Origin of the sequence: Streptomyces uncialis, from assembly GCF_001905345.1 — a bacterium.
Taxonomy (GTDB): Bacteria; Actinomycetota; Actinomycetes; order Streptomycetales; family Streptomycetaceae; genus Streptomyces; species Streptomyces uncialis.
In genome coordinates this window covers 217,463-244,460 of record NZ_LFBV01000005.1, presented here as the reverse complement: position 1 = coordinate 244,460, position 26,998 = coordinate 217,463, and the positions used below count along the sequence as shown (strand labels likewise).

Genomic DNA, 26,998 nt, shown 5'->3' with positions numbered 1-26,998 from the left:
ACCTGCACGAAATTTTCCGCAGAGGGCCAACGTCGTCCCTCGGCACTTGATATATGCCACGACGACGACGGGAGTGCCGATGCGTACGCCGCGCCAGCCGTCCCAGCCCCCCATGAGCGCCTCGAACTGGGCCCACATGGACGCTCGCCCTGCCGCGCAGGGGATGTACGACCCGCGCAACGAGCACGACGCCTGCGGCGTCGGGTTCGTCGCCACCCTCACCGGCGAGGCGAGCCATACGCTGGTCGACCAGGCACTCACGGTTCTGCGGAACCTGGAGCACCGCGGCGCCACCGGCTCCGAGCCCGACTCGGGCGACGGCGCGGGCATCCTCTGCCAGGTCCCCGACGCGTTCCTGCGCGAGGTCACCGACTTCGAGCTGCCCGCCGCCGGCGGCTACGCCGTCGGTATCGCGTTCCTGCCCGAGCACGGCACCGACGCGGCCACCGCCCGGATCGACGCCATCGCCGCCGACGAGGGCCTCACCGTCCTCGGCTGGCGCGAGGTGCCCGTCGCGCCCCAGCTCCTCGGCGCCACCGCCCGCGCCACGATGCCCGCCTTCCGCCAGCTCTTCGTCACCGACGGTGAGCACACCGGCATCGCCCTCGACCGCAAGGCGTTCGTGCTGCGCAAGCGCGCCGAACGCGAGGCCGGGGTGTACTTCCCGTCGCTGTCCGCGCGGACCGTCGTCTACAAGGGCATGCTGACCACCGGCCAGCTCGAACCCTTCTTCCCGGACCTGTCCGACCGCCGCTTCGCCAGCGCCGTCGCCCTCGTCCACTCCCGGTTCTCCACCAACACCTTCCCGAGCTGGCCGCTCGCCCACCCGTACCGGTTCGTCGCCCACAACGGTGAGATCAACACCGTCAAGGGCAACCGCAACTGGATGCGCGCCCGCGAGTCCCAGCTCGCCTCCGGCCTCTTCGGCGACCAGGCGGCCCTGGAGCGGACGTACCCCGTCTGCACCCCGGACGCCTCCGACTCCGCGTCCTTCGACGAGGTCCTCGAACTGCTCCACCTCGGCGGCCGGTCCCTGCCGCACAGCGTGCTGATGATGATCCCGGAGGCGTGGGAGAACCACACCTCGATGGACCCGGCCCGCCGCGCCTTCTACCAGTTCCACGCCACGATGATGGAGCCCTGGGACGGCCCCGCCTGTGTCACCTTCACCGACGGCGTCCAGGTCGGCGCGGTCCTCGACCGCAACGGACTGCGCCCCGGCCGCTACTGGGTCACCGACGACGGGCTCGTCGTCCTCGGCTCCGAGGTCGGCGTCCTCGACATCGACCCCGCGAAGGTCGTCCGCAAGGGCCGCCTCCAGCCCGGCCGGATGTTCCTCGTCGACACCGCCGAGCACCGCATCATCGAGGACGACGAGATCAAGGCCGGACTCGCCGCCGAGCAGCCCTACGGCGAATGGCTGGAGGCCGGGGAGATCGAGCTGGAGGACCTGCCCGAGCGGGAGCACATCGTGCACACCCACGCCTCGGTCACCCGCCGCCAGCAGACCTTCGGCTACACCGAGGAAGAGCTGCGCATCCTGATCGCCCCGATGGCGAAGTCCGCCCTGGAGCCCATCGGCTCCATGGGCACCGACACCCCCATCGCCGCGCTCTCCGACCGCCCCCGGCTGCTGTTCGACTACTTCACCCAGCTCTTCGCGCAGGTCACCAACCCGCCGTTGGACGCCATCCGCGAGGAACTCGTCACCTCGCTGCGCTCCTCGCTGGGCCCCCAGGGCAACCTCCTGGAGCCGACCGCCGCGTCCTGCCGCAGTGTGACCCTGCCGTTCCCCGTCATCGACAACGACGAGCTCGCCAAGCTCATCCACATCAACGCCGACGGCGACATGCCCGGGATGACCGCCGCGACCCTCTCCGGTCTCTACCGGGTCTCCGGCGGCGGCGAAGCCCTCGCCACCCGTATCGACGCGATCTGCGCCGAGGCCGACGACGCCATCGAGGCCGGCGCCCGGCTCATCGTGCTGTCCGACCGGCACTCCGACGCCGAGCACGCCCCCATCCCGTCGCTGCTGCTGACCGCCGCCGTGCACCACCACCTCATCCGCACCAAGCAGCGCACCCATGTGGGCCTGCTGGTCGAGGCCGGGGACGTCCGCGAGGTCCACCACGTCGCGCTGCTCATCGGTTTCGGCGCCGCCGCGGTCAACCCGTACCTCGCGATGGAGTCCGTCGAGGATCTCGTCCGCGCGGGGACGTTCCTGCCGGGCGGTGAGCCCGAGGGCGCCATCCGCAACCTCATCTACGCCCTCGGCAAGGGCGTCCTCAAGGTGATGTCCAAGATGGGCATCTCCACCGTCGCGTCCTACCGCGGCGCCCAGGTCTTCGAAGCCATCGGCCTGGCGCCCGAGTTCGTCGACCGCTACTTCATCGGCACCACCTCCAAGATCGGCGGCGTCGGCATCGACGTCATCGCCAAGGAGGTCGCCGCCCGGCACGCCAAGGCGTACCCGGTCTCCGGGATCGCCCCCGCCCACCGCGCCCTCGACATCGGCGGCGAGTACCAGTGGCGCCGTGAGGGCGAGCCGCACCTGTTCGACCCGGACACCGTCTTCCGGCTCCAGCACTCCACCCGCAACCGCCGCTACGACGTGTTCAAGCAGTACACCGACCGCGTCAACGAGCAGTCCCAGCGGCTGATGACCCTGCGCGGCCTGTTCGGCTTCGACACCGGACGGGACCCCGTCCCGCTGGACGAGGTCGAGCCGGTCTCCGAGATCGTCAAGCGGTTCTCCACCGGCGCCATGTCCTACGGCTCCATCTCCCGCGAGGCCCACGAGACGCTCGCCATCGCCATGAACCAGCTCGGCGGCAAGTCCAACACCGGCGAGGGCGGCGAGGACCCCGACCGGCTGTACGACCCGGCGCGGCGCTCGTCCATCAAGCAGGTCGCCTCGGGCCGCTTCGGCGTCACCTCCGAGTACCTCGTCAACGCCGACGACATCCAGATCAAGATGGCGCAGGGCGCCAAGCCCGGCGAGGGCGGCCAGCTCCCCGGCCACAAGGTGTACCCGTGGGTCGCGAAGACCCGGCACTCCACCCCCGGCGTCGGACTGATCTCCCCGCCCCCGCACCACGACATCTACTCCATCGAGGACCTCGCCCAGCTCATCCACGACCTGAAGAACGCCAACCCGAAGGCCCGCATCCATGTGAAGCTGGTCTCCGAGGTCGGCGTCGGCACGGTCGCCGCGGGCGTCTCCAAGGCCCACGCGGACGTCGTCCTCATCTCCGGCCACGACGGCGGCACCGGCGCGTCCCCGCTGACCTCGCTCAAGCACGCGGGCGGCCCCTGGGAGCTCGGCCTCGCCGAGACCCAGCAGACCCTGCTGCTCAACGGGCTCCGCGACCGGATCGTCGTCCAGACCGACGGCCAGCTCAAGACCGGCCGTGACGTCGTCATCGCCGCGCTGCTGGGCGCCGAGGAGTTCGGTTTCGCGACCGCGCCGCTCGTCGTCTCCGGCTGCGTCATGATGCGGGTCTGCCACCTCGACACCTGCCCCGTCGGCATCGCCACCCAGAACCCGGTCCTGCGGGAACGGTTCTCCGGGAAGGCCGAGTTCGTCGTCAACTTCTTCGAGTTCATCGCCGAAGAGGTCCGCGAGATCCTCGCCGAGCTGGGCTTCCGCACCATCGAGGAGGCCGTCGGTCACGCCGAGGCCCTCGACGTCACCCGTGCCGTCGACCACTGGAAGGCCCAGGGCCTCGACCTCGCGCCCCTGTTCCACGTCCCGGACCTGCCCGAGGGCGCCGTGCGCCACGCCCTCATCGCCCAGGACCACGGACTGGAGAAGGCCCTCGACAACGAGCTCATCAAGATCGCGGCCGACGCGCTCGCCGCGAACGCCCAGGACGACGCCCAGCCCGTCCGCGCCCGGGTCGCGATCCGCAACATCAACCGGACCGTCGGCACCATGCTCGGCCACGAGGTGACCAAGAAGTTCGGCGGCGCCGGACTGCCCGACGACACCATCGACATCACCTTCACCGGCTCCGCCGGCCAGTCGTTCGGCGCGTTCGTGCCGCGCGGGGTCACCCTGCGCCTCGAAGGCGACGCCAACGACTACGTCGGCAAGGGCCTGTCCGGCGGCCGGATCGTGGTCCGCCCCGACCGGGCCGCCGACCACCTCGCCGAGTACTCCACCATCGCGGGCAACACCATCGCCTACGGCGCCACCGGCGGCGAGATCTTCCTGCGGGGCCGCACCGGCGAACGCTTCTGCGTCCGCAACTCCGGCGCGCTCGTCGTCTCCGAAGGCGTCGGCGACCACGGCTGCGAGTACATGACCGGCGGCCACGCCGTCGTCCTCGGTGAGACCGGACGGAACTTCGCCGCCGGTATGTCCGGCGGAGTCGCGTACGTCATCGACCTCGACCGGGACAACGTCAACGCCGGGAACCTCGCCGCCGTCGAGACCCCCGACGAAGCCGACAAGCGGTGGCTGCACGACGTGGTGCGCCGTCACCACGAGGAGAGCGGCTCCACCGTCGCCCAGAAGCTGCTCGCCGACTGGGACAACGCCGCCGCCCGCTTCAGCAAGATCATCCCCAGTACGTACAAGGCAGTGCTCGCCGCCAAGGACGCCGCCGAGCGAGCCGGACTCCCCGAGTCCGAGATCACCGAGAAGATGATGGAGGCGGCGATCAATGGCTGACCCGAAGGGCTTCCTCAACCACGACCGCCAGGGCGCCTGCTCCCGTCCCGTGCCGGAGCGGCTGCGCGACTGGAACGAGGTCTACGTTCCCGGCTCCCTGCTGCCGATCATCAGCACACAGGCCAGCCGCTGCATGGACTGCGGCATCCCGTTCTGCCACAACGGCTGTCCGCTCGGGAACCTCATCCCCGAGTGGAACGACTACGCCTACCGGGAGAACTGGCAGGCCGCGTCCGAGCGCCTCCACGCCACCAACAACTTCCCCGAGTTCACCGGGCGGCTGTGCCCCGCCCCGTGCGAGTCGGCGTGCGTCCTCGGCATCAACCAGCCCGCGGTGACCATCAAGAACGTCGAGGTCTCCATCATCGACAAGGCGTGGGAGACCGGCGAGGTCGCACCCCAGGCCCCCGAACGCCTCTCCGGCAAGACCGTCGCCGTCATCGGCTCCGGACCCGCCGGACTCGCCGCGGCCCAGCAGCTCACCCGCGCCGGGCACACCGTCGCCGTGTACGAGCGCGCCGACCGTATCGGCGGGCTGCTGCGCTACGGCATCCCCGAGTTCAAGATGGAGAAGCGCCACATCAACCGCCGCATCGAGCAGATGCGCGCGGAGGGCACCAAGTTCCGCACCGGGGTCGAGATCGGCCGCGACATCGACGCCATGAAGCTGCGCAAGCGCTACGACGCCGTCGTCGTCGCCGCCGGCGCCACCGTCTCCCGTGACCTGCCCGTCCCCGGCCGGGAACTGCGCGGCATCCACTTCGCCATGGAGTACCTGCCGCTCGCCAACAAGGTCCAGGAAGGCGACTTCGTCGCCCCGCCGCTCACCGCGGAGGGCAAGCACGTCGTCGTCATCGGCGGCGGCGACACCGGCGCCGACTGCGTCGGCACCGCCCACCGCCAGGGCGCGCTCTCGGTCACCCAGCTGGAGATCATGCCCCGCCCGGGCGAGGACCGCGCGGACGGCCAGCCCTGGCCGACGTTCCCCATGCTGTACAAGGTGACCTCCGCCCACGAGGAGGGCGGCGAGCGCGTCTACTCCGTCTCCACCACGCACTTCGAGGGCGACGAGGACGGCAACGTCCAGTCCCTGCACCTCGTCGAGGTCGAGTTCGTGGACGGCAAGCTCGTCCAGAAGCCCGGCACCGAGCGATCGATCCCCGCGCAGCTCGTGACCCTCGCGATGGGGTTCACCGGCACCGACCAGGAGAACGGTCTCGTCGCCCAGTTCGGCCTCGAACTCGACGGCCGCGGCAACATCGTCCGTGACGAGGACTACCTGACCAACATCCCCGGCGTGTACGTCGCCGGTGACGCGGGCCGCGGACAGTCCCTCATCGTCTGGGCCATCGCCGAAGGCCGCTCCGCCGCCCGCGGTGTCGACCGCTTCCTCACCGGCGCGAGCGACCTGCCCGCACCCATCCGGCCCACCGACCGGTCGCTGACCGTCTAGCGTCCCTCATACGTTCCCGTACAACGGCGTACGGAACTAAGCGGTGCCCGCCCCTGTCCCCGACCGGACAACGGGGCGGGCATCGTGCCTTTCCCAGCTCCCTGCCACCTGGATGCTCCCTTCCACCGCGGCGGCCCGGCCCCACGGCGCGGGGGAGCGGCGTTCCGGCGCTGCGTCGCGGGGGAGCGGCTTCCCGGCCTCGCGGCGCGTGGGAGAGTGGACGGATGAGCGAGTACCGTGCCGCACGTCGACCTGCCCGGCGCACCGGTGAGAAGTCCGAGCCGCGCCGGAGCGGCACACAGAGGTCCGAGCCGCGCCGTAGCGGGACCCCCCTGCGGATCAGCACCCGCAACGCCGCCTTCCAGCAGTGGCACGCCCTGCTGGGCAACCGCGCCAAACGCCAGCGCGCCGGGGAGTTCCTGATCCAGGGGGTACGCCCCCTCACCCTCGCCCTCGACCACGACTGGCCGCTGAGCGCGGTGCTCCACAGCGCGGGCGGCAGCGGCGGGCGGCCCCTGTCCCGGTGGGCCCGCGACACCCTCGACCGGGTCCCCGCGGGCGTCACCCGCGTCGACATGGACCCGGAGCTGCTGCACGAGCTCGGCGGCAAGGAGGACACCGTCCCCGAGCTGCTCGCCGTCGCCCGCGTCCCCGACGACCGCCTCGACCGGCTCACCGTCGGCCCCGACTTCCTCGGCGTCGTCTTCGACCGCCCCATCACCCCCGGCAACATCGGCACCCTCATCCGCTCCGCCGACGCCTTCGGTGCCCACGGTGTCGTCGTCTCCGGCCACGCCGCCGACATCTACGACCCCAAGTCGCTGCGCGCCAGCACCGGTTCGCTGTTCGCCCTGCCCGTGGTGCGGGTCCCGTCCCCGCAGACGGTCGCGGACTGGGCGGCCGGGCTGCGCGCGCGAGGTGTCCCGCTGCGGATCGTCGGCACCGACGAGAGGGGCGCGGCGGATCTCACCGGCACGGATCTGACGGGACCGGTGCTCGTCGTCATCGGCAACGAGACCTCCGGGATGAGCGCGGCGTGGCGCGAGCTGTGCGACGAGACGGTGCGGATCCCGATCGGCGGCGCGGCGAGTTCCCTCAACGCGGCGGCGGCGGGGACGGTGCTGCTGTACGAGACGCAGCGGCAGCGGGGGTTTCCGGCGGTGGGGGCACCGGTCTAGGCGGGGGTACCGGTCTGGGCAGCGGTGCGGGGCGGTGACCGATACAAAACTGTGAACTGGATTCACAGGCAATTTTTGTGACTTGGGTGTCAAACTGAGTGCATGGCAAGTCACCGTCAAGAAACCAAGTCGCACCGGGTGTTCGGCACGATCGCGGGGGTCAGCCTCGCCATCGGGGTGCTCCCCGGGATAGGTATCGGGTCCGCCGGGTCCGATGTCTCCGCCGTGATCGTCGCGTCCGCGGTCTTCATCATCGTCAACCAGTTGATCTACAGCTACCCGAACTCCATCCGGACGGCCCCGCCGGTCGCGACGCTCGTCCTGGCGGTGGTGGGGTTCGTGCAGGACGCCCTGGCCTGGCTGCTGGTCTCCTGGCTCGCGAGCCAAATGGGTTTCGGTGTCGAGGTCGACGGGGTCCTCGCGGCGGTGCTGGGTGGACTGGTCGTCCGGACTGTCACGTTGGCGGCCCTCGCGCTGGCGCCTGGGCGGGAGGCCGCGTAGGTCTGTCCGGGTGGGCGTACTTCGTTCCCGTGCGGGTCGCCTTCGCTTGCGCTTGCCAGGTCTGTCCGGTTGGACGTACTTCGTTCCCGTGCCGTCGTTCGGTGGTTTCGCGCAGTTCCCCGCGCCCCTGGATGCTGCCCTCTTGCTGTCGCTTTTCGGGTGCGGGCCGTTCTCGTTTTCGCGCAGTTCCCCGCGCCCCTTTGGGGCGCGTCCGGTCGGTTCTTCGGGTCGGTGCCGGTCGGGATTCTCCGTCCTCGCTCCAACGCGCTCGGTCGGACGTTCACTGGTCCTGCTGAAGAGCATCGGAGTCTGCGGGCAGAGATTCCCCCCCACCCCCTTCGGCAGCCATGCGACTGCGAGAGGAGGGGAGTGCCCCTTCAGGGGCGCGGGGAACTGCGCAAAAGACGAGGGCAGACCCGCACCGGGCGAACAAGCCCGAAGGGGCAGCATCCAGGGGCGCGGGGAACTGCGCACCCACGACCGGCCCGTGCAGGAACAAGTACGCCCAGCACAAGGAACCCGGGGGCGCGAGCGAAGGCGACCTGCGGGGAACTGCGCATCCCACGGGCGACGGCACGGGAACGAGTACGCCCAGCCGGACAGACCTGACAAGCGCGAGCGAAGGCGACCTGCGCACCCCCGGGCGACCCGCGCAGGGACAAGTGCGTCCAGCGCGGGAAGCCCGGGGGCGTCAGTGAGAGGTGTTACAGGGTTGCGGCTGCCGAGGCGATCTGGGAGGCGAACGTGGACACCTCGGTGTACACGCCCGGGTAGTTGGGCCGCGCACAGCCCTGGCCCCAGCTCACGATGCCGACCTGGACCCAGGCCCCCGCGTTGTCCCGCCGGAACATGGGCCCGCCGGAGTCGCCCTGGCAGGTGTCGGTCCCGCCGGCCTGATACCCCGCGCACAGCTCCTCGCCCGGGACCAGGGAGGACCCGTACGACTGCTGACAGGACGCGTCGCTGACGAACGGCACGCTCGCCTTCAGCAGATACCGCTGCTGCGCCCCGCCCTCACGCGCGGCACCCCATCCGGCGACGGTGAACGTCCCGGAGTTGTACGCCGTGCTGGTGGCGATCTTCAGCGTGGGCTGGTTGATCGGGGCCGCGAGCTTGACGAGGGCCCAGTCCTTGCCGGTGCCGTTGTAACCGGGCGCCTGGAGGACCCGCGTGGAGCGGACCTTGGTCGCCGCGCTGTTCTGGAGGTCGACGACCCCCGCCGTCGCGGTGATGGAGGTGTTGGCCCCGGAGCCGCTCACGCAGTGCGCGGCGGTCAGGACGATCTGCTGGGTGTACAGGGCGCCGCCGCAGCCCATCGAGAGCCGGACCATGAACGGGAACTCGCCCTGCGCCGCGCGGGTGCCGCCGACGACCGGGGAGGGAGCGGCCTGGGCGGAGCTGAGGGGCTGGAGGGAGACGGCCGCGAGCAGTACCGCGCCTGTCGCTATGAGCCGTCTGGCGCCGGGGAACTTCCTCAGGAGCTTCAAGGTACTTCCTTTCGTGGGGGGTTGACCGCCGGACGGGTCCGGTCGGGCGGCCGGGGCGGGACACATGGCTCGACACATGCGACCCACTCCGAGACACCTGACATGCACTCGCCAAGCTGGTTGGATTATGAGATCGCCGGGCGCCCGCGGCAAGGGTCTGATTCCGGACACCCGTCCCGGCCCGGCGGCGCGAATCCACCTACAGTGGAAATCGGTTCAGCACCTCAGGGGGTCCGGACGTGGCGAACGGCGGAACGGTCGAGCACGGTTTCCCGCATCTGGCGACCGTGCGATCGGCGATCACGGCCCTGCACCGACGGCTGTCCTCCGACGGCGTCCGCGCCTTCGACCTGTCCGTCGCACCCGCCGACGTCGCCTTCGGCGACCTGGACGATCTCCATCTGGGCGCACAACGCGTCGCCCGCGAGATGGTCCGCCACTACCGGCTGCCGGACGCCCGGATGATCGTCGGGTTCCGCGACATGACCCACGCCGCGAACGTCGAGCTCACCGCGGGACCCGAGTACTTCATCGAACTCAACGACCGGTTCAAGACGTATCGCCGGGACATCGGAGCCGCCCTCGCCCATGAGGTCGCCCACGTCTACCTGCACCGTCTGGACCTGTCGTTCCCCGGCACCCGGGACAACGAGATCCTCACCGACACCGCCGCCACCTACCTCGGCGCGGGCTGGCTCCTGCTCGACGCCTTCCGCGAGGACCGCGTCTCCTCCCAGAAACTCGGCTACCTCACCCCGGAGGAGTTCGGATACGTCCTGGCCAAACGCGCCCTGCTGCTCGGGGAGGACCCCGCGCCCTGGTTCACCAGCCCCCAGGCGTACACCGCCTACACACAGGGAATGGCGCGCGCCCGCGACGACGAACGGCAGCCCCCGCTCACCGCCGCCGGCCGCACCGGCCGCCGCCGCTACGCCCGGGACCGCCGCCGCGCCAAGGACCACCCCGCGGCCCTTCCGCCCGACGCGCCCTACACCTTCGACGGCGATTCACCCCTGCGGGTGTCGTTCGCCTGCCCCACCTGCGGACAGCGGATCAGAGTGCCCGTCCGGGGACGGGTCCGGGCCCGATGCGCCCTGTGCCGCACGGTCCTGGACTGCGACACCTGACCCCGCGCCCCGCAAAAGACGTTGCGCCCGACCGATCCCCTCGGCCAGGGTGCCCGGATGGACCACCCCGACGCCGCCCCATCCGGCGCACAGCTCCACCCGGCCGTACTCACCGCCGTCACGGACCCGGCCGGGGCGCGGCGCACGCTCACCGGACTCCTCCGCTCCGGCGCCGACCCGGATTTCCCCGACGAGGACGGCGTCACCCCCCTGTACCTCGCCTCCGTGCAGGGCGCCGCCGACCTGGTACGACTGCTGCTCCGCGCGGGCGCCGACCCCGACCGGCCGGGCGGCACGGAAGGTCTGCCGCTGTGCGCCGCGGCTGCCGGAGGCCACACGGACGCGGTACGGGCCCTGCTCGCGGCCGGGGCCCGGCCCGACGCCCGGGAGGAGTTCGGCTTCACCCCGCTGGCCTGGGCGATCAGGGGCGGACACACGGCGATCGTGGCCGCCCTCCTCGACGCGGGCGGCGACCCGGACCTGCCCGGACCCGAAGAGGAGCCCCCACTGGTCGCGGCCGCGCGGCGCGGCTCCCCGGGGATCGTCCGCGCACTGCTGGAGCACGGCGGCTCGGCGGGCCGTACGGAGGCATTGGCCGAGGCGCGCCGCTGGGCCGCCCTCGACATCCCCGCGGAACTGACACGAACCCTGCTCGCCACCCGCACCGGCACCCTCCGGGTGGTGACCGAACGCTCCCACCACGACGGCACGGAGCGCGTCGCGGTGCGGCTCCTCGATCCGGCCGGCACCCTCCGAGCGGGTGACGACCGCGACCTGGGCCACGCCCGGATCGTCCCCCTCCTTCTCACCGACTAGTTCCGCACCGGAGATCCGGGGCACGGGACGCCTCGCACACGGCCCCGACGGGTCACACCGGGCGGAAGGCCACCGTGGAACCGGGGGAGTCGAGCTCAAGGAGCCAGACCTCGTTCACGCCCTCCCGCAGCACCGGCCCGGGTACGTACAACCCGGTCTGCGGCCCCGCCGACCAGTACCGCCCCAGGTTGAACCCGTTCACCCACAGGAACCCCCGCCCCCACCCGGGCACCTCCACCACCGCGTCCCCCACGGCCCCCCGCACCTCGAAGACCCCCCGGTACAGCCCCCGCCCGTCCCCCTCACCCACGGGTACGGGCGCCAGCGCGCGGACCCGTCCCGCGTCGTCGAACGCGTCCAGCCGCAGCCCCCGCGCCCGTACGCCGTGCAGATACTGCCGTTCGTGCAGCACACCGCCGGTGATCCCCTTGGGCTCCCCGAGCCGCGGACCGTAGTTCACCCGGCCCAGCGACTCCACCCACAGCTCCACCCGCGCCGGACCCGGCACCGGCACCGGCAGCACCGCGGCGTCCTCGGTGAGCACCCCCGCCCGCACCCCGTCGACCTCGACCACCGCCAGATCCCGCAAGCCCCGCACCCGCAGCTCGTACGGCTCCCGGGGCCCCGGCACCTCGCACACGTACCGCACCAGCCCCCGGTCCACGTCCAGCTCCTCGAACGTCGGCGGCGCCGCGTGCACCGACTCCGGACCGCCCAGCCCCGCCAGCACCTCCGCCAGCGGCACCCACTCCAGCGGACCCGCCGCCACCGGCGCCCCCAGCACCGGCGCAGCCTCGGGAACCGGCGGCAACGGCCCGTCCGCGTACGCCGCCAGCACCTCCCGCATCAGCCGGAACTTCTCCGTCGGCCGCCCGTACTCGTCCACCGGCGCCCCGTAGTCGTACGACGTCACATCCGGCTCCAGTACCCCGTCGTGCAGCTCCCCGGCCCGGTTCGCCCCCGACCAGCCCGCGAAGCTCGTCCCCCCGAACGCCATGTAGAGATTCACCGACGCCCCGCACTCCAGGATCTCCCGCAGCGCCGCCGCCGCGTCCGCCGCGTCCCGCGACACATGCTCCGCGCCCCAGTGGTCGAACCACCCGCACCAGAACTCCATGCACATCAACGGACCCCGCGGCCGGTGCCGCCGCAGCGCGTCGAACCCCGCCCGCGCCTGCGAGCCGAAGTTCACCGTCGCGAGCACGTCCGGCACCGAGCCGCCCGTCAGCATGTGGTCCTCGGGCCCGTCCGACGTGAACAGCGGCACCCGCACCCCGAGGTCCGACAGCATCCCCGCGAGATGCCGCAGATATACCGCGTCCGACCCGTACGAGCCGTACTCGTTCTCCACCTGCACCATGATCACCGGGCCCGCGCCGTCGATCTGCCGCTCCGTGATCTGCGGCAGCAGCACCCCGAACCAGCGCGTCACCGCCGCCAGGAACTCCGCGTCCCGGGTCCGCACCCGCGCCCCCAGGGAACCCGTCACCCAGTGCGGGAGCCCGCCGTTCTCCCACTCGGCGCAGATGTACGGACCCGGCCGCACGATCGCCCACATCCCCGCCGCCCGCACCGCGTCCAGGAACCGGCCCACCCGCTCCACGTCCCGGAACTCACCCGGCCTCGGCTCGTGCATGTTCCACGGGACATATGTCTCCACGCAGTTCAGACCCAGCGCCCGCAGCATCGCCAGCCGATGCCCCCACTGCTCCTCATGGACCCGGAAGTAGTGCAGCGCCCCCGACAGCAGCCGCACCGGTCTTCCGTCCGTCTCGAAGTCGTCCTCGCCCACCCTGAACTCGGCCATCACATCCCTCTCGGTCACCGGCCCCCACACGATCGCCCTTGGCGGGCGCCGGGTCCATGGACAAAGATCGGGGGTGATTGGACGCAAAGGTTCCGGAACGGACGGGGCGGGCACCCACCACCCGGCCCCACCGGCCGACGCGGCGAGAAAAGGGGAGAAAGCGGATGTATCACACCTGGATGAGGTACTTCACCCCGAGCCCCCAGCACCACCGCCTCGGACTCGTCTGCCTCGGCGTCGGACTCCAGCACGGCACCCTCCCCACCGTCGGCCCCCGCACCCTCGACCACCATGTCGCCGTCGTCATCACCGCGGGCCGCGGCTGGTACCGCAGCCCCGACGGCCGCCGCACCACCATCACCGCCCCCGCCCTGCTCTGGCTCACCCCCGGCGTCCCCCACCACTACGGACCCGACCCCGGCACCGGCTGGGACGAGAGCTTCGTCGACTTCTCCGGCCCCGCCACCACCACCTACACCGAACTCGGCTACATAGAACCCGAACGCCCCGTCGTCGCCCTCTCCGACCCCACCGGCCCCCGCACCGCCATCAGCCGCATCGCCCGCGCCGCCCGCCGCGGCAACCCCCTCCTCGAAGTGGAGACCGGCGCGGCCGTCCATGAACTCCTCGTCGCCCTGCGCCGCGCCCGCGCCGGTACGGCCCCCGACGGCCACCCCGTCCTCCAGGCCCTCGCCCGCGACGCGTTCCAATCGCTCTCCGTCGCCGAACACGCCGCCCGCCACGGAATGACCCCCGCCGAACTGCGCACCGCCGTCCGCCGCGCCGCCGGATGCAGCCCCAAGGACTACCTCCTCGGCATCCGCCTCGGCCGCGCCAAGGAACTCCTCGCCGCCACCGAACTCCCCGTCGCCTCCGTCGCCCGCCGCGTCGGCTACGACGACCCCGCCTACTTCTCCCGGCTCTTCACCCGCCGCGTCGGCATGGCACCCATCCGCTTCCGCGACCAGCAAGGACGCGCCGTACCCGGCGGCTGGTCCACCACCGTCCCCGACCCCGACGACCCCCCGATCCTCCGTTCCGGCCGCCCCGTAGGGTGATCCACCATGACCCCCAGCGACACCGACAACGCCACCGGCACGGGTCCCGGCTCCGTCGACCCCGCGGTCCGAGCCGAACTCGTCCGCCTCCGCGAAAGCATCGACAACATCGACGCCGCCGTCGTCCATATGCTCGCGGAACGCTTCAAATGCACCCAGCAGGTCGGCCACCTCAAGGCCGCCCACCGACTGCCCCCCGCCGACCCCGGCCGCGAAGCCGACCAGATCGCCCGGCTCCGCACCCTCGCGGAGAACGCCAAACTCGACCCCGCGTTCGCCGAGAAGCTCCTGAACTTCATCATCGCCGAGGTGATCCGCCACCACGAGCAGATCGCCGACGCCCGCTGAACACCACACGGGCCGCCCGCACCTGACCCCCGCGCCCGGCCCGCCCGCCGACCGCCGCCCACCCGCACCGGCCACCGGCACACCGGCACACCGGCTTCCCCCGCCCCCGCACCCCAGGGGCGGGCCCCACGGGCCCCGCCGACGAACGGGCCCCGGCCCACCCGCCCCACCCGGCCCGGACCCCGCGAGCGCCCCCGGCCCCGCGAGCACCCGCTCCCGCGTGCCCCTGCCCCCGCGTGCCCCCGGCCCCGCGCGCAGCCGTTCCCCGCCCGCCGGAACAGCCGCCCCCCGAGCCCCCGCACCCGCTCCACCACCACACAGCGACCGCACCGCGCCCGCACAAGCGGCACAGACCGGCCCGGACAGGACACCGCCCCTGTGCCCGGCGCCCCGCATCATGCAGCATGAGCAGCATGTCCGTACTCACGCGCGACGAAGCGCACCGCCGAGCCCAGCTCCTCGACGTCCAGCACTACACCGTCGACCTAGACCTCACCACCGGCGACGAGACCTTCACCTCCCGCACGGTCATCCGCTTCACCTCCCGCGCGGACGCGGACACCTTCGTGGAACTCAAGCCCACCGCACTGCACACCGCCACCCTCGACGGCGAACCCCTCGACCCCGCCACCCTCACCGACAACCGACTACCCCTCACCCTCACCACCGGCCCCCACGAACTCACCCTCACCAGCACCATGCGCTACAGCCGCACCGGCGAAGGCATGCACCGCTTCACCGACCCCACCGACGGCGAGACCTACGTCTACACCCAGCTCTTCCTCGACGACGTCCAGCGCGTCTTCCCCGCCTTCGACCAGCCCGACCTCAAAGCCACCTTCGACGTCACCGTCACCGCCCCCGACGACTGGACCGTCCTCGCCAACAGCACCACCACCCGGGACACCGACGGCCGCTGGACCGCCGCCACCACCCCCCGGATCTCCACCTATCTCGTCGCCGTCGCCGCGGGCCCCTGGCACACCGTCCGCACCGAACACCGCGGCATCCCCTTCGGTATCCACTGCCGCCGCTCCCTCGCCCCCTACCTCGACACCGACGCCGACGAGATCCTCGACATCACCACCGCCCTCTACGACCGCTACCACGAGAAATTCGAGGAACCGTACCCCTTCGACTCCTACGACCAGGCATTCGTCCCCGAATTCAACGCCGGCGCCATGGAGAACCCCGGACTCGTCACCTTCCGCGACGAATTCGTCTACCGCTCCGCCGTCACCGAAACCGAACGCCAGACCCGCGCCATGGTCATCGCCCATGAAATGGCCCATATGTGGTTCGGCGACCTCGTCACCCTCACATGGTGGGACGACATCTGGCTCAACGAGTCCTTCGCCGAATACATGGGCTACCAGACCCTCACCGAATGCACCCGCTTCACCGACACCTGGGTCGACTTCGGCGTCGCCCGCAAAGCCTGGGGATACGACGCCGACCAGCGCCCCACCACCCACCCCGTCGCCCCCGACGCCGTCGACGACACCGCCTCCGCCCTCCTCAACTTCGACGGCATCTCCTACGCCAAGGGCGCCTCGGCCCTGCGCCAACTCGTCGCCTGGCTCGGCGAGAAGGACTTCCTCAACGGCATCAACACCCACTTCGCCCGCCATAAATTCGCCAACGCCACCCTCGCCGACTTCCTCGACTCCCTCGCGAGCGCCACCGAACGCGACGTCCACACCTGGGCCGACAGCTGGCTCCGCACCACCGGCGTCGACACCCTCACCACCGGCGTCACCGCCAAACCCGGCACCTGGACCCTCACCACCACCCACCACGGCACCCGCCCCCACCGCATCACCACCGGCGTCTACGACCGCGACCTCAACGACCCCCGCGCCCTCGTCCTGCGCGAACGCCTCGACACCGACATCCCCCACACCGGCCCCACCACCCCCCGCACCGGCGTACGCCCCGCCCTGGTCCTCCCCAACGACCAGGACCACACCTACGCCAAACTCCGCCTCGACCCCCAGTCCCGGGAAACCGCCCTCAGCCACCTCTCCGGCATCCCCGACCCCCTCGCCCGCGCCGTCGTCTGGAACACCCTGCGCGACATGGTCCGCGACGGCGACCTCGACCCCACCACCTACCTCACCACCGCCGAGACCCACCTCCCCGACGAAACCGACCTCGCCCTCACCCAGGGCGTCCTGACCTTCGCCGCCACCCACATCACCGACCGCTACCTCACCCCCCGGCAACGCCCCGAAGCCCTCACCACCCTCACCAACCTCACCCGCGCCCTCATCCGCCGCACCGAGGACGGCGAACACCCCGGGCTGCGCCTCGTCGCCGTACGCCACTACATCTCGGCCGCCGCCCACCCCGACACCATCAGCGACTGGCTCACCGACGGCACCGCCCCCGGCGGACCCGAACTCGACCCCGAACTCCGCTGGCGCATCCTCCACCGGCTCGCCGTCCTCGGCGCCACCGACACCACCGCCATCGACACCGAACTCGCCCGCGACCCCAGCGCCACCGGCCAGGAAGGCGCCGCGCGCTGCCGCGCCGCCCTGCCCGACCCCGAAGCCAAGAGCGCCGCCTGGAACGCCCTCTTCCACCCCGACGACCCGCTCTCCAACTACCTCTTCACCGCCACCGCACAAGGCTTCTGGCAACCCGAACAGGCAGACCTCACCGCCGAGTACATCCCCCGCTACTTCACCGAGGCCGTCACCGTCGCCGCCCGCCGGGGCCCCGCCATCGCCGCCGCCATCGGCCACCACGGATTCCCTGCCCACGCCGTCGACGCCACCACCCTCACCCTCGGCCGCGCCGCCCTCGACGACCCCGGCACCACCCCCGCGCTCCACCGCAGGCTCGCCGACCAGCTCGACGACCTCGCCCGCGCCCTGCGCGTCCGCACCACCTGACCCACCACCAGCACACCCCACCCACACGGCGGGGGGACCGGGCCCACGCCCGTCCCCCCGCCGTAACTCTTTCGGGTCCCAAACCCACAGAACCCCACCCCTTCCACACCCCGCCGGTCACCCTGAGGATTTCCGCCCCCCACCCCCCTGAACAGGTGGAAGGACCCGCCCCCGATGACCCCCCACCCCCACATCCCCGCACCCCGCCAGGCATCCGACACCCCCCGCGACCTCATCGGTATCGGCATCGGGCCCTTCAACCTCTCCCTGGCCGCCCTCGCCCACCCCCTCACCACCCTCGACACCGCCTTCTACGACGAGCACCCCGCCTTCCACTGGCACCCCGGCCTCCTCATCGAAGGCGCCACCCTCCAAGTCCCCTTCCTCGCCGACCTCGTCACCCTCGCCGACCCCACCAGCCCCTGGAGCTTCCTCAACTACCTCCGCACCCGCGAACGCCTCTACCCCTTCTACTTCGCCGAGCGCTTCCACACCCACCGCACCGAATACGACGCCTACTGCCGCTGGGTCAGCGACAACCTCCCCGCACTCCACTTCGACCACCACATCGACGCCGTCCACTGGAACCCCGAACGCGCCCTCTACGAAGTCGACTACACCCGCCGCGACCCCCACACCGACACCGGAACCCCCGGCCGCTCCTACGCCAGGAACATCGCCCTCGGCATCGGCACCGCCCCCCACGTCCCCGAAGCCCTCCGCCCCCTCGCCGACACCCCCACCGCCCCCGTCCACCACGCCGCCGACTACCTCACCCACCGCGCCCGCATCCTTGCCGCCGACCACATCACCGTCATCGGCTCAGGCCAGTCCGGCGCCGAGATCTATCTGGACCTGCTGCGCCACCGGCCCCCCGGCCGCGAACGGCTCCACTGGCTCGCACGCACCCCCGCCTTCGCCCCCATGGAGTACTCCAGACTCGGCCTCGAACACTTCACCCCCGACTACACCCGGTACTTCCACCACCTCACCCAGACCACCCGCGACACCCTCGTCCCGCAGCAATGGCAACTCCACAAAGGCATCGACGCCGACACCATGACCGCCATCCACGAAGAGCTCTACCGCCGCACCCTGCACGGCGGCTGGCCCGACACCGTCCTCACCCCCGGGGTCACCGTCCGCACGGCCGGCCGGATCGCCACCACCCAGGTCGAACTCCACCTCGAACACGCCCAGCAGAACACCCGCAGCCGCCTCACCACCGACGCCGTCGTCCTCGCCACCGGCTACCGCGAACGCCCCCTCACCACCCTCCTCGCCGGACTCACCCCCTACCTCCGCCACGACACCGCTGGCCGCCCCCGCGTCGACCACCACCAACGCCTCGTCCTCGACCCCGCCATCAGCGACACCGGACACCACATCTACGTCCAGAACGCCGAACACCACACCCACGGGGTCGGCACCCCCGACCTCGGGCTCTCCGCCTGGCGCAGCGCCACCATCCTCAACGCCCTCACCGGCAAGAACCCCTACCCCCTCCCCACCCGCACCGCCTTCACCACCTTCGGCCTCACCCCGCACCCCACCGCGACCCCCGCCCCCGGCCACCGGCTCACCCCCCTCGCCGAACCCCGCTGACCCACCATCACCCCCACCGGCCACCGCCGATCGCCCCACAGTCACCCACCCGTCACACCACTACCGAGCGTGCCCACCCCAGCGCACCCAGCCCGCGGAAATTGCTCATCAGAGCACCCCCGTGCACAATTCAACACTTGTTAAAAACCCCTCATGCAAAGGATGTTGAGTAGTCACCACAACCCAATTCCCTACCGACCGGTAAGCCCTACGCTCGAAACATGCGCCGAGCAAAAATCGTCTGTACCCTGGGCCCCGCAACCGACTCATACGACCAGATCAAGGCACTGGTCGAAGCCGGGATGGACGTAGCCCGCTTCAACCTCAGCCACGGCGACTACGCCGACCACGAGGAGCGCTACCAGCGCGTCCGCAAGGCATCCGAGGAAACCGGCCGCAGCGTCGGAATGCTCGCCGACCTTCAAGGCCCGAAGATCCGGCTCGGCCGTTTCACCGAAGGCCCCGTACTCCTTGAACGCGGCGACACCTTCACCATCACCGTCGAGGACGGCGCCCCCGGCGACCGCCACATCTGCGGCACTACCTACAGTGGCCTCGCCGCCGACGTCACCCCCGGCGAACACATCCTCATCGACGACGGCAAAGTCACCCTCAAGGTCACCGAGGTCGACGGCCCCCGCGTCCGCACCACCGTCATCGAAGGCGGCATGGTCTCCGACCACAAGGGACTCAACCTCCCCGGGGTCGCCGTCTCCGTCCCCGCCCTCTCCACCAAGGACCAGGACGACCTCCGCTGGGCCCTGCGCACCGGCTTCGACGTCATCGCGCTCTCCTTCGTGCGCAGCGGGAACGACATCAAGGACGTCCACCGCATCATGAAGGAGGAAGGCCGCCGCCTTCCCGTCATCGCCAAGGTCGAAAAACCCCAGGCGGTCGACAACATCGAGGACATCGTCGCCGCGTTCGACGGCATCATGGTCGCCCGCGGCGACCTCGGCGTCGAAATGCCCCTGGAACAGGTCCCCCTCGTCCAGAAGCGCGCCGTCAAACTCGCCAAGCGCAACGCCAAACCCGTCATCGTCGCCACCCAGATGCTCGACTCGATGATCGAGAACTCCCGCCCCACCCGCGCCGAGGCCTCCGACGTCGCCAACGCCGTCATCGACGGCACCGACGCCGTCATGCTCTCCGGCGAGACCAGCGTCGGGAAATACCCCGTCGAAACCGTCCGCACCATGGCGCGCATCGTCGAAGCCGCCGAGGAGGACATCCTCTCCAAGGGCCTCCCGCCCCTCACCGAACTCAACAAGCCCCGCACCCAGGGCGGCGCCGTCGCCCGCGCCGCCGCCGAGATGGGCGACTTCCTCGGCGCCAAGTTCCTCGTCGCCTTCACCCAGTCCGGCGACACCGTCAAACGGCTCTCCCGCTACCGCTCACCCATCCCCCTCCTCGCCTTCACCCCCGACCCCGAGACCCGCTCCCAGCTCAACCTCACCTGGGGCGTCGAAACCTTCCTCGGCCCCCACGTCGACTCCACCGACGCGATGGTCGAACAGGTCAACGAACAGCTCCTGCGGATCGGCCGCTGCGAGAAGGGCGACATCGTCGTCATCACCGCCGGCTCCCCGCCCGGCGTCACCGGCTCCACCAACCTCGTCCGCGTCCACCACATCGGCGACACCCCGACCTGACCCACCCCGGAACAACCCAGGGCCGAAGCGCGAAGCACCGAGGACAGGACGGTCCTTCAGTGCTTCGGCCCGATGTGCAGATCCATGAGCGCGACGGACGCCTTGCGGGCGACGGAGATGTTGAACGGGTCGCTGCCGCGGGCAAGCACCGTCCACTCGACCCCGACGGCGTCGAGGGTGTCCGTGAGCAACCGCCGGATGTCGTCCGACTTGTTGGCGAAGCGGTAGCGCGGGTACTCGTACCGTTTCCGTATCCCTTGGACGAGGCGGATCGTCCAGTTGGTGATGCGGCAGCCGTCGGAGTGGATCAACCCTCGGATGAACTCCCAGGGGTGCGCGTCCACGATCGACTGCTGCCAGGGCTCCAGGGCGATGCGGCGCTCGTGCTTCCGTCCGGGTCCGTGCTGCGGGAAGAGGCAGTGCAGGTGCTTGGAGTAGACCTTGATGTTCTGACAGCCTTGTTTCCTCACTCGGCACACCGAGTTGTCCGGAAAGACGGCCTTCATTGCCCGCTCGCACTCATTCTTGAGTCCGGGCCAGTCATCGGCGCAGGTGATCATGAGATTCGGCACGCGGTGACCGGAGTAGTGGCTGATGTGGCCATCGCCGAGGTACAGGCCGAGCAGGTACGAGTACGCGGCTCTGTCCAGCGCGCGACCGTCGCAGCGGGGGCACTGGGCATCGGGCCTGCCGGGGCACTCGCCATGCTTGGCCCGGTCCATGTGCTTCCAGTAGCTGATCGTGCCCTTGGGGATGTTCAGCTCCCGGGCCACATCCGCGTTGCGGGCGCCGCCCCGCAGCAGGGAGACGGCCCTGTGTCGAATCGCCGTGTCGTGAACGTGCATACGAACACTCTGCGTCACGAAGCGCTGCTCTGGGTAGCAAAGAAGCGGAAGTTCACGAGATCGTGAGCTTCCGCTTCAGTGGTGCCGGGTGCGGGACTTGAACCCGCATGTCCTTTCGGACAGATGTGTTTGAGACATCCGCGTATGCCTATTCCGCCAACCCGGCATCAGTACCCCAGCAGCATACCGGGTCAGCGTACCCGCCCGCTGCTGGGTAGGCTGCGTATCCACGACAGCAGGCCCGTCATGAGGAGCCCCAAGGTGACCGCCCCCGAGCCGCCCCAGCCCGTAGAAGACGACGACAAGTCGCATGTGCCTCCCCTGACGACGCGGGTCGTCATCGCCGAGGACGAGGCGCTGATCCGTCTCGACCTCAAGGAGATGCTGGAGGAGGAGGGCTACAGCGTGGTCGGTGAGGCGGGCGACGGTGAGACGGCTGTCTCGCTCGCCCGGGACCTGCGGCCCGACCTGGTGATCCTTGATGTGAAGATGCCGAAGCTCGACGGTATCTCCGCGGCCGAGCAGATCGCCGAGGAGTCGATCGCTCCGGTGCTGATGCTGACCGCGTTCTCGCAGCGGGACCTGGTCGAGCGGGCGCGCGACGCGGGCGCGATGGCGTATCTGGTGAAGCCGTTCAGCAAGAGCGATGTGGTGCCGGCCATCGAGATGGCGGTATCGCGCTTCACGGAGCTGCGGACGCTGGAGCAGGAGGTCGCGGATCTGACCCAGCGGCTGGAGACGCGGAAGCTGGTGGACCGGGCGAAGTCGGTGTTGCAGACGGAGTACGGGCTGTCGGAGCCGGCGGCGTTCCGCTGGATTCAGAAGACGTCGATGGACCGCCGGTTGTCGATGCGCGAGGTCGCGGAGGCCGTGATCGAGGACGGGCGGGAGCGGAAGGCCGCGAAGGAGAAGTCGTAGGGGGAGTCGTGGGCCGGATCGTTCCCGGCCGGATGTGAAGGGGCCCGCTTTTCCGGAGTTGCTCTCCGGGGAAGCGGGCCTCTTCGTGTGCGGGGCTGCGTGGGGTCGGCCTCAGTCCTCGCCGAGATAGGCCTTGCGGACGGATTCGTCGTGGAGGAGGTGTTGTCCGCTGCCGGAGAGGACGATCTTCCCGATCTCCATGACATGGCCGTGGTCGGCGAGGGAGAGCGCGGCCTGGGCGTTCTGCTCGACGAGCAGGATGGTGGTGCCCTGGGATTTGAGTTCGGCGATGGTCGCCATGATTTTCTGCATCATGATCGGCGAGAGGCCCATGGAGGGTTCGTCGAGCATGAGGAGTTTGGGTCGCGACATGAGTGCGCGGCCCATGGCGAGCATTTGCTGCTCACCGCCGGAAAGGGTGCCCGCGGCTTGTCTGCTGCGCTCCTTGAGGATGGGGAAGAGGTCGTAGGAGCGCTCGATGTCGCTGTTGATGCCTTCGGTGTCCTTGCGGAGGAAGGCACCGAGCTGAAGGTTCTCGGCGATGGTGAGCCGGGGGAAGATATGCCGGCCTTCGGGGGAATGGGCGAGGCCGAGGGCGACGATCTTATGGGCGGGTGTCCCGGTGAGCGGGAGACCGTCGAAGGTGATGGAGCCGCTGAGCGGCTTCAGCAGCCCGGAGATCGTGCGGAGAGTGGTGGTCTTCCCGGCCCCGTTGGTGCCGATGAGGGTGACGACCTCGCCTGCCGCGACGGTGAAGGAGATGCCTTTGACGGCCTCGATCTTGCCGTAGGCGACTTTGAGGTCCTTGACTTCCAGGAGTGGGGTCACTGGTCGTCTCCTTCGGGGCGGGCGGTGCTGGTGCCGCTGTCGGTGCCGTCCGGGTGGGCGGCTTTCTCGGCGGCGACGACTTCCTCGATGGCGGAGTCCTCGGGTGCGCCTTCGAAAGGGGTGCCGAGATAGGCGGCGACGACGCGTTCATCGCTCTGGACGGTCTCGCTGGTGCCTTCGACGAGCTTCTCGCCCTGGACGAGGCACGCGACACGGTCGCAGAGGTTGAAGATGAAGCGCATGTCGTGCTCGATGACGAGGACGGCGATGCCCTGGTCACGGATGGCGAAGACCAGTTCCTCGGTGGTGCGGGTCTCCTGCGGGTTCATGCCGGCGGTGGGCTCGTCGAGCAGGAGCAGACCGGGGTCGCTGGCGAGCGCGCGGGCGATCTCCAGCTTGCGCTGATCGCCGTAGGGGAGATTGCGCGCGAGGTGATCGCGTTTTTGGGCGAGCCCGATGAATTCGAGGAGCTCCATGGCCCGTTCCTCGGACTCGCGTTCCGCCTTCTTGAATCCGGGGCCGCGCAGCAGCGCGGACCAGAGCCCTTCCTTGGTGCGGGTGTGCCGTCCGACGAGGACGTTCTCCAGGACGGTCATGTTGGCGAACAGCCGGATGTTCTGGAAGGTGCGGGCTATTCCGGCCTGGGTGACGAGATGGGGCTTGGGCGGAAGGACGGTGCCCTTGTACGCGACGGTGCCTTCGGTGGGGACGTAGAGCCCGGTCAGGCAGTTGAAGAAGGTGGTTTTTCCGGCGCCGTTGGGGCCGATGAGTCCGACGATCTCCCCGGTGTTGACGGTGAGGTCGACGGAGCGTACGGCGGTGAGTCCGCCGAAACGCATGGTGACACCGGTGGCCTGGAGAACGGTGGTGCCGGTGGCTGTCCGGGTGGTGGTCATGGTGGTCACGCACCCGTCTTCTTGGTGGTGAGGGGCGGATCGGGATCGAGTCGTTCGTCGGGGACGTCGAGTTGTCCGGTCTCATGGAATTCGAGTTGCTGGCGCCGGTTGGCGATGATGCCTTCGGGGCGGAATCGCATGAGGAGGACAAGGGCGACACCGAACGCGAGAAGCGAGTGTTCCTTGAGGAAGACGAGTTTCTCGGGGAGGAGATAGAGGAGCGCCGCGCCGAGCAGGGGTCCGCTCACGGTTCCCATTCCGCCGAGGACGACGGCGGCGAGGAGGAACGCGGAGTTGGGCGGTGTCGAGCCGGCGAACTGGTACGGGTTGGGGACCACGTTGTAGGTGACGTGGGCGCTGACGGTACCGGCGAGTCCGGCGAGTGCGGCGCCGAGGGCGAAGGCGATGAGCTTGACGCGGAAGCCGTTGATGCCCATGGCGGTGGCGGCGGTCTCGTCCTCGCGGATGGCGACCCAGGCGCGGCCGATGCGTGAGTCGGACGCGCGGTTGTAGACGAGGATGACGATGGCCATGACGAGGACCATCAGCAGGTAGTAGTTCGCGAACCTGCCGAGGGTGATTCCGGCGATGTCATGGGTCTCCCCGAAGTTGAATCCGAAGAGTACGAGGTCGGGGATACCGGCGATGCCGTTGGGCCCGTTGGTGATGTCGGGTCCGGAGTCGCCGTCGAGGTTGTTGACGGCGATGCGGAAGATCTCGCCGAAGCCGAGGGTGACGATGGCGAGGTAGTCGCCGCGCAGTCGCAGGGTCGGTGCGCCGATGAGGACGCCGAAGATCAGTGAGGCGGCGGCGCCGGAGAGGGCGGCGGCCCAGAAGGGGAACTGGACGCCGGAGAAGCGGGAGAACTCGGAGCCGGAGACCAGCGCGGCGGTGTAGGCGCCGACGCCGAGGAAGGCGACGTATCCGAGGTCGAGGAGTCCGGCGAGGCCGACGACGATGTTGAGGCCGAGGGCGACGGTTCCGAAGATCAGGATGTTGACGCCGAGGTTCGTGTAGTGGTCGTTCGTCTGGGTGAACGGGAACACGATGGCCGCGGCGAAGCCCATGGCGAGGGTGTAGGAGCGGTTCTCGGCGGCGAGCCGGGAGAGCCGGTCGAGGAGTCCCGCGGTGCTCATCGACCAGACGCCGAGGACGACGACGATCAGATAGCCGATGAAGGTCTCGCCTTCCTCGGACGGGGTCTCGATGCCGTAGATGAAGGTGAGGAGCCCGACGAGGGTGATGACGGAGATGAGGGTGCGCTGGAGCCACGGCGCGACGGGCGCGGGGGCGGGGACGCGGTCGGGCTTCCTGATCAGGCCGCGCAGGGTGAGCCCGAGGCCGGTGCCGCCGTCCGGTCCGGTCTCGGTCGGCCGGGGGAGGCCCAGGGCGCCGATGAGCGGGAGCGCGGACGCCACGACGGCCACGTAGGCGCCGGGTTCGAGGTTGGCCAGCCCGCCGAGGTCGACGGTGATGGCGATGACGGTGAACCAGGTGACGCCGAGGACCCCGAGGGCGGCGAGGGTGAGGGGCGCGTCGCCGCGGCCGGGGTTCAGCCATCGCAGACCGCGTATCTCGTAGGCGGCGAGCGCGTAGAGCGTGGCGAGGGCTCCGGCGACGACGGTCATCCACTGGAGGCCGCCGGGGTAGCCGTAGACGGTGAGGTCCCCGGGGAAGGCCGCGGTCCAGGTCCAGGCGAGGAAGGCGGAGACGATGCTCGCGGCACCGCCGGCGACGGTGAGGGCACGGGCCGCCTGGAGGGGGAGCGGGATGAGGGTGGTGGTGCTGCTGGTCTTGGTCGTCATGGTGGTCACGCCCTGTCCGCGACGCGTTCGCCGAGCAGGCCCTGGGGCCTGAGCAGGAGGACGAGGATGAGGAGGCAGAAGGCCCAGACGTTGGCCCAGCTGGCGCCGCCGAGCTGCTGGAGACCGGGTATGCCGTCGATGTAGGCGCTGGCGAGGGTCTCGGCGATGCCGAGGACGATTCCGCCGAGCATGGCGCCGTAGATGTTGCCGATGCCGCCGAGGACGGCCGCGGTGAAGGCCTTGAGGCCCATGATGAAGCCCATGCGGTACTCGACATGGCCGTACTTGAAGCCGTACGCGATGGCGGCGACGGCGGCGAAGAAGCCGCCGATGGCGAAGGCGATGACGATGATGCGGTTGGTGTCGATGCCCATGAGCTGCGCGGTGTCGGGGTCCTGCGCGGTGGCCTGCATGGCGCGGCCGGTGCGGCTGCGGCGGACGAAGAGCGCGAGGCCGGTCATGCAGACGGCGGCGATGGAGATGAGGAAGATGTCGGCGTTGGTGACGGTGAGGCTGCCGATCTCGTAGCTGCCTTTGCCGAGTTCGGGGAAGACACGGGCCTTGTCGGCCTTGGGGTAGAAGTTGCGCACGACCTCCTGGAGGGCCAGGGAGAGGCCGATGGCGGTGATGAGGGGTGCTAGTCGTGGTGCTCCGCGCAGGGGTCTGTAGGCGAAGCGTTCGGCTCCTACGGCGAAGAGGATGGCTATGAGTCCGCCGCCGATGAGCATCAGGGGCAGGGCCGCCCAGACCGAGGTGCCGGCGGGCAGGACGTAGGCGTAGACGGTGAGCGCGCCGAAGCCGCCGATCATGAAGATCTCACCGTGCGCGAAGTTGATGAGCTGGACGATGCCGTAGACCATCGTGTAGCCGATGGCGATCAGGCCATACATCGAGCCGAGGAGCAGCCCGTTGGCCAGCTGCTGCGGCAGAGTGTTCACCGCGTGGCCTCCATTGTCGCTGGGGGTAGGCAGGGTGGGGTCAGACGAGGGGCCGCGCGGTTGGGGTCTGCCTTCCGCGCGGCCCTGGCACTGCCGTTGTCGTCTGCTGGTGCGGTGGTGCGGTGGTGCGGTGGTGCGGTGGTGCGGTGGTGCGGTGGTGC

The 26,998-nt window shown here is 70.3% G+C and carries 19 protein-coding genes and 1 tRNA gene; 12 read left to right on the top strand and 8 right to left on the bottom strand.

The genetic code is table 11. The features are described from left to right. Window positions 1-163: 163 nt before the first annotated feature. The 4 genes from gltB (at window position 164) to AB852_RS21325 (ending at window position 7,807) form a co-directional block, all read left to right on the top strand. Window positions 164-4,675 carry a glutamate synthase large subunit gene (gltB, locus tag AB852_RS21340; protein WP_073790963.1) on the top strand — a complete coding sequence of 1,504 codons (4,512 nt, stop codon included), beginning with the start codon at window positions 164-166 and terminating at the stop codon, window positions 4,673-4,675. Continuing rightward, window positions 4,668-6,128 (top strand): glutamate synthase subunit beta, encoded by a 1,461-nt coding sequence (locus tag AB852_RS21335; protein WP_073790960.1) that lies wholly within the window; start codon window positions 4,668-4,670, stop codon window positions 6,126-6,128. Before gltB ends, AB852_RS21335 begins: the two co-directional genes overlap by 8 nt. Before the next feature lie 224 nt (window positions 6,129-6,352). Beyond that, window positions 6,353-7,306 carry a TrmH family RNA methyltransferase gene (locus tag AB852_RS21330; protein WP_079184822.1) on the top strand — a complete coding sequence of 318 codons (954 nt, stop codon included), beginning with the start codon at window positions 6,353-6,355 and terminating at the stop codon, window positions 7,304-7,306. Between the two features lie 102 nt (window positions 7,307-7,408). Continuing rightward, entirely contained in the window at window positions 7,409-7,807 is a 399-nt protein-coding gene (locus tag AB852_RS21325) for a phage holin family protein (protein WP_073790957.1), read from the top strand. A gap of 704 nt (window positions 7,808-8,511) precedes the next feature. Here AB852_RS21325 and AB852_RS21320 read toward each other — a convergent pair. Next, window positions 8,512-9,372 carry a S1 family peptidase gene (locus AB852_RS21320; protein WP_245876862.1) on the bottom strand — a complete coding sequence of 287 codons (861 nt, stop codon included), beginning with the start codon at window positions 9,370-9,372 and terminating at the stop codon, window positions 8,512-8,514. A gap of 161 nt (window positions 9,373-9,533) precedes the next feature. Between AB852_RS21320 and AB852_RS21315 the strand changes: the two genes are divergently transcribed. After that, complete coding sequence (locus tag AB852_RS21315) at window positions 9,534-10,421, top strand: hypothetical protein (protein ID WP_073790955.1); 888 nt, start codon at window positions 9,534-9,536, stop codon at window positions 10,419-10,421. A gap of 57 nt (window positions 10,422-10,478) precedes the next feature. Continuing rightward, window positions 10,479-11,237, top strand: a complete 759-nt coding sequence (locus tag AB852_RS21310; RefSeq protein WP_073790952.1) for an ankyrin repeat domain-containing protein — start codon at window positions 10,479-10,481, stop codon at window positions 11,235-11,237. A 52-nt stretch (window positions 11,238-11,289) separates the two neighbouring features. Here AB852_RS21310 and AB852_RS21305 read toward each other — a convergent pair whose 3' ends face one another. Beyond that, the gene (locus AB852_RS21305; RefSeq protein WP_073790949.1) at window positions 11,290-13,044 is read right to left on the bottom strand and encodes a glycoside hydrolase family 35 protein; all 1,755 of its coding nucleotides are present in this window, start codon (window positions 13,042-13,044) and stop codon (window positions 11,290-11,292) included. A gap of 164 nt (window positions 13,045-13,208) precedes the next feature. Between AB852_RS21305 and AB852_RS21300 the strand changes: the two genes are divergently transcribed. The 5 genes from AB852_RS21300 to pyk all read left to right on the top strand — a co-directional run bounded on the left by AB852_RS21300 (window position 13,209) and on the right by pyk (window position 20,607). Further along, the gene (locus tag AB852_RS21300) at window positions 13,209-14,102 is read left to right on the top strand and encodes a helix-turn-helix domain-containing protein (RefSeq protein ID WP_073790947.1); all 894 of its coding nucleotides are present in this window, start codon (window positions 13,209-13,211) and stop codon (window positions 14,100-14,102) included. Between the two features lie 6 nt (window positions 14,103-14,108). Beyond that, entirely contained in the window at window positions 14,109-14,450 is a 342-nt protein-coding gene (locus tag AB852_RS21295; protein WP_073790945.1) for a chorismate mutase, read from the top strand. 404 nt (window positions 14,451-14,854) lie between these two features. After that, the gene (pepN, locus tag AB852_RS21290) at window positions 14,855-17,350 is read left to right on the top strand and encodes an aminopeptidase N (RefSeq protein ID WP_178391079.1); all 2,496 of its coding nucleotides are present in this window, start codon (window positions 14,855-14,857) and stop codon (window positions 17,348-17,350) included. A gap of 174 nt (window positions 17,351-17,524) precedes the next feature. Beyond that, window positions 17,525-18,955, top strand: coding sequence for a lysine N(6)-hydroxylase/L-ornithine N(5)-oxygenase family protein (locus tag AB852_RS21285; RefSeq protein ID WP_073790939.1), 1,431 nt, complete (start codon window positions 17,525-17,527; stop codon window positions 18,953-18,955). 221 nt (window positions 18,956-19,176) lie between these two features. Beyond that, a complete protein-coding gene (gene pyk, locus AB852_RS21280; protein ID WP_073790936.1) occupies window positions 19,177-20,607 on the top strand; it encodes a pyruvate kinase in 1,431 nt (476 codons plus the stop codon). 56 nt (window positions 20,608-20,663) lie between these two features. On the opposite strand, the gene AB852_RS21275 is transcribed toward pyk, so the two are convergent. Continuing rightward, complete coding sequence (locus AB852_RS21275) at window positions 20,664-21,452, bottom strand: hypothetical protein (protein ID WP_073790933.1); 789 nt, start codon at window positions 21,450-21,452, stop codon at window positions 20,664-20,666. A gap of 79 nt (window positions 21,453-21,531) precedes the next feature. After that, window positions 21,532-21,618 (bottom strand) — tRNA-Leu (locus tag AB852_RS21270). Between the two features lie 95 nt (window positions 21,619-21,713). Here AB852_RS21270 and AB852_RS21265 point away from each other — a divergent pair. Continuing rightward, window positions 21,714-22,370 carry an ANTAR domain-containing response regulator gene (locus AB852_RS21265; RefSeq protein WP_073790930.1) on the top strand — a complete coding sequence of 219 codons (657 nt, stop codon included), beginning with the start codon at window positions 21,714-21,716 and terminating at the stop codon, window positions 22,368-22,370. Between the two features lie 111 nt (window positions 22,371-22,481). On the opposite strand, the gene AB852_RS21260 is transcribed toward AB852_RS21265, so the two are convergent. Genes AB852_RS21260 through AB852_RS21245 form a run of 4 tightly spaced genes read right to left on the bottom strand, consistent with a single transcriptional unit; the run spans window position 22,482 to window position 26,837 of the window. After that, window positions 22,482-23,198: an ABC transporter ATP-binding protein gene (locus tag AB852_RS21260; protein WP_073790927.1), complete on the bottom strand. Its 717-nt coding sequence runs from the start codon at window positions 23,196-23,198 to the stop codon at window positions 22,482-22,484. Beyond that, on the bottom strand, window positions 23,195-24,094 hold the full coding sequence (locus tag AB852_RS21255; protein ID WP_073791661.1) for an ABC transporter ATP-binding protein: 900 nt from the start codon (window positions 24,092-24,094) through the stop codon (window positions 23,195-23,197). The genes AB852_RS21260 and AB852_RS21255 overlap by 4 nt, the downstream gene beginning before the upstream one ends. A gap of 5 nt (window positions 24,095-24,099) precedes the next feature. Further along, complete coding sequence (locus tag AB852_RS21250; protein ID WP_073791659.1) at window positions 24,100-25,899, bottom strand: branched-chain amino acid ABC transporter permease; 1,800 nt, start codon at window positions 25,897-25,899, stop codon at window positions 24,100-24,102. A gap of 5 nt (window positions 25,900-25,904) precedes the next feature. After that, window positions 25,905-26,837 carry a branched-chain amino acid ABC transporter permease gene (locus tag AB852_RS21245; protein WP_073790925.1) on the bottom strand — a complete coding sequence of 311 codons (933 nt, stop codon included), beginning with the start codon at window positions 26,835-26,837 and terminating at the stop codon, window positions 25,905-25,907. Window positions 26,838-26,998: the final 161 nt, after the last annotated feature.

Excerpts from the sequence above, each read along its gene's own strand:
- AB852_RS21300 (WP_073790947.1), top strand. The coding sequence starts at position 13,209 with ATGTATCACACCTGGATGAGGTACTTCACCCCGAGCCCCCAGCACCAC.
- gltB (WP_073790963.1), top strand. The coding sequence starts at position 164 with ATGTACGACCCGCGCAACGAGCACGACGCCTGCGGCGTCGGGTTCGTC.
- pyk (WP_073790936.1), top strand. The coding sequence starts at position 19,177 with ATGCGCCGAGCAAAAATCGTCTGTACCCTGGGCCCCGCAACCGACTCA.
- AB852_RS21335 (WP_073790960.1), top strand. The coding sequence starts at position 4,668 with ATGGCTGACCCGAAGGGCTTCCTCAACCACGACCGCCAGGGCGCCTGC.
- AB852_RS21310 (WP_073790952.1), top strand. The coding sequence starts at position 10,479 with ATGGACCACCCCGACGCCGCCCCATCCGGCGCACAGCTCCACCCGGCC.
- pepN (WP_178391079.1), top strand. The coding sequence starts at position 14,855 with ATGAGCAGCATGTCCGTACTCACGCGCGACGAAGCGCACCGCCGAGCC.
- AB852_RS21325 (WP_073790957.1), top strand. The coding sequence starts at position 7,409 with ATGGCAAGTCACCGTCAAGAAACCAAGTCGCACCGGGTGTTCGGCACG.
- AB852_RS21330 (WP_079184822.1), top strand. The coding sequence starts at position 6,353 with ATGAGCGAGTACCGTGCCGCACGTCGACCTGCCCGGCGCACCGGTGAG.
- AB852_RS21250 (WP_073791659.1), bottom strand. The coding sequence starts at position 25,899 with ATGACGACCAAGACCAGCAGCACCACCACCCTCATCCCGCTCCCCCTC.
- AB852_RS21320 (WP_245876862.1), bottom strand. The coding sequence starts at position 9,372 with ATGTGTCGAGCCATGTGTCCCGCCCCGGCCGCCCGACCGGACCCGTCC.
- AB852_RS21285 (WP_073790939.1), top strand. The coding sequence starts at position 17,525 with ATGACCCCCCACCCCCACATCCCCGCACCCCGCCAGGCATCCGACACC.
- AB852_RS21295 (WP_073790945.1), top strand. The coding sequence starts at position 14,109 with ATGACCCCCAGCGACACCGACAACGCCACCGGCACGGGTCCCGGCTCC.
- AB852_RS21255 (WP_073791661.1), bottom strand. The coding sequence starts at position 24,094 with ATGACCACCACCCGGACAGCCACCGGCACCACCGTTCTCCAGGCCACC.
- AB852_RS21305 (WP_073790949.1), bottom strand. The coding sequence starts at position 13,044 with ATGGCCGAGTTCAGGGTGGGCGAGGACGACTTCGAGACGGACGGAAGA.
- AB852_RS21275 (WP_073790933.1), bottom strand. The coding sequence starts at position 21,452 with ATGCACGTTCACGACACGGCGATTCGACACAGGGCCGTCTCCCTGCTG.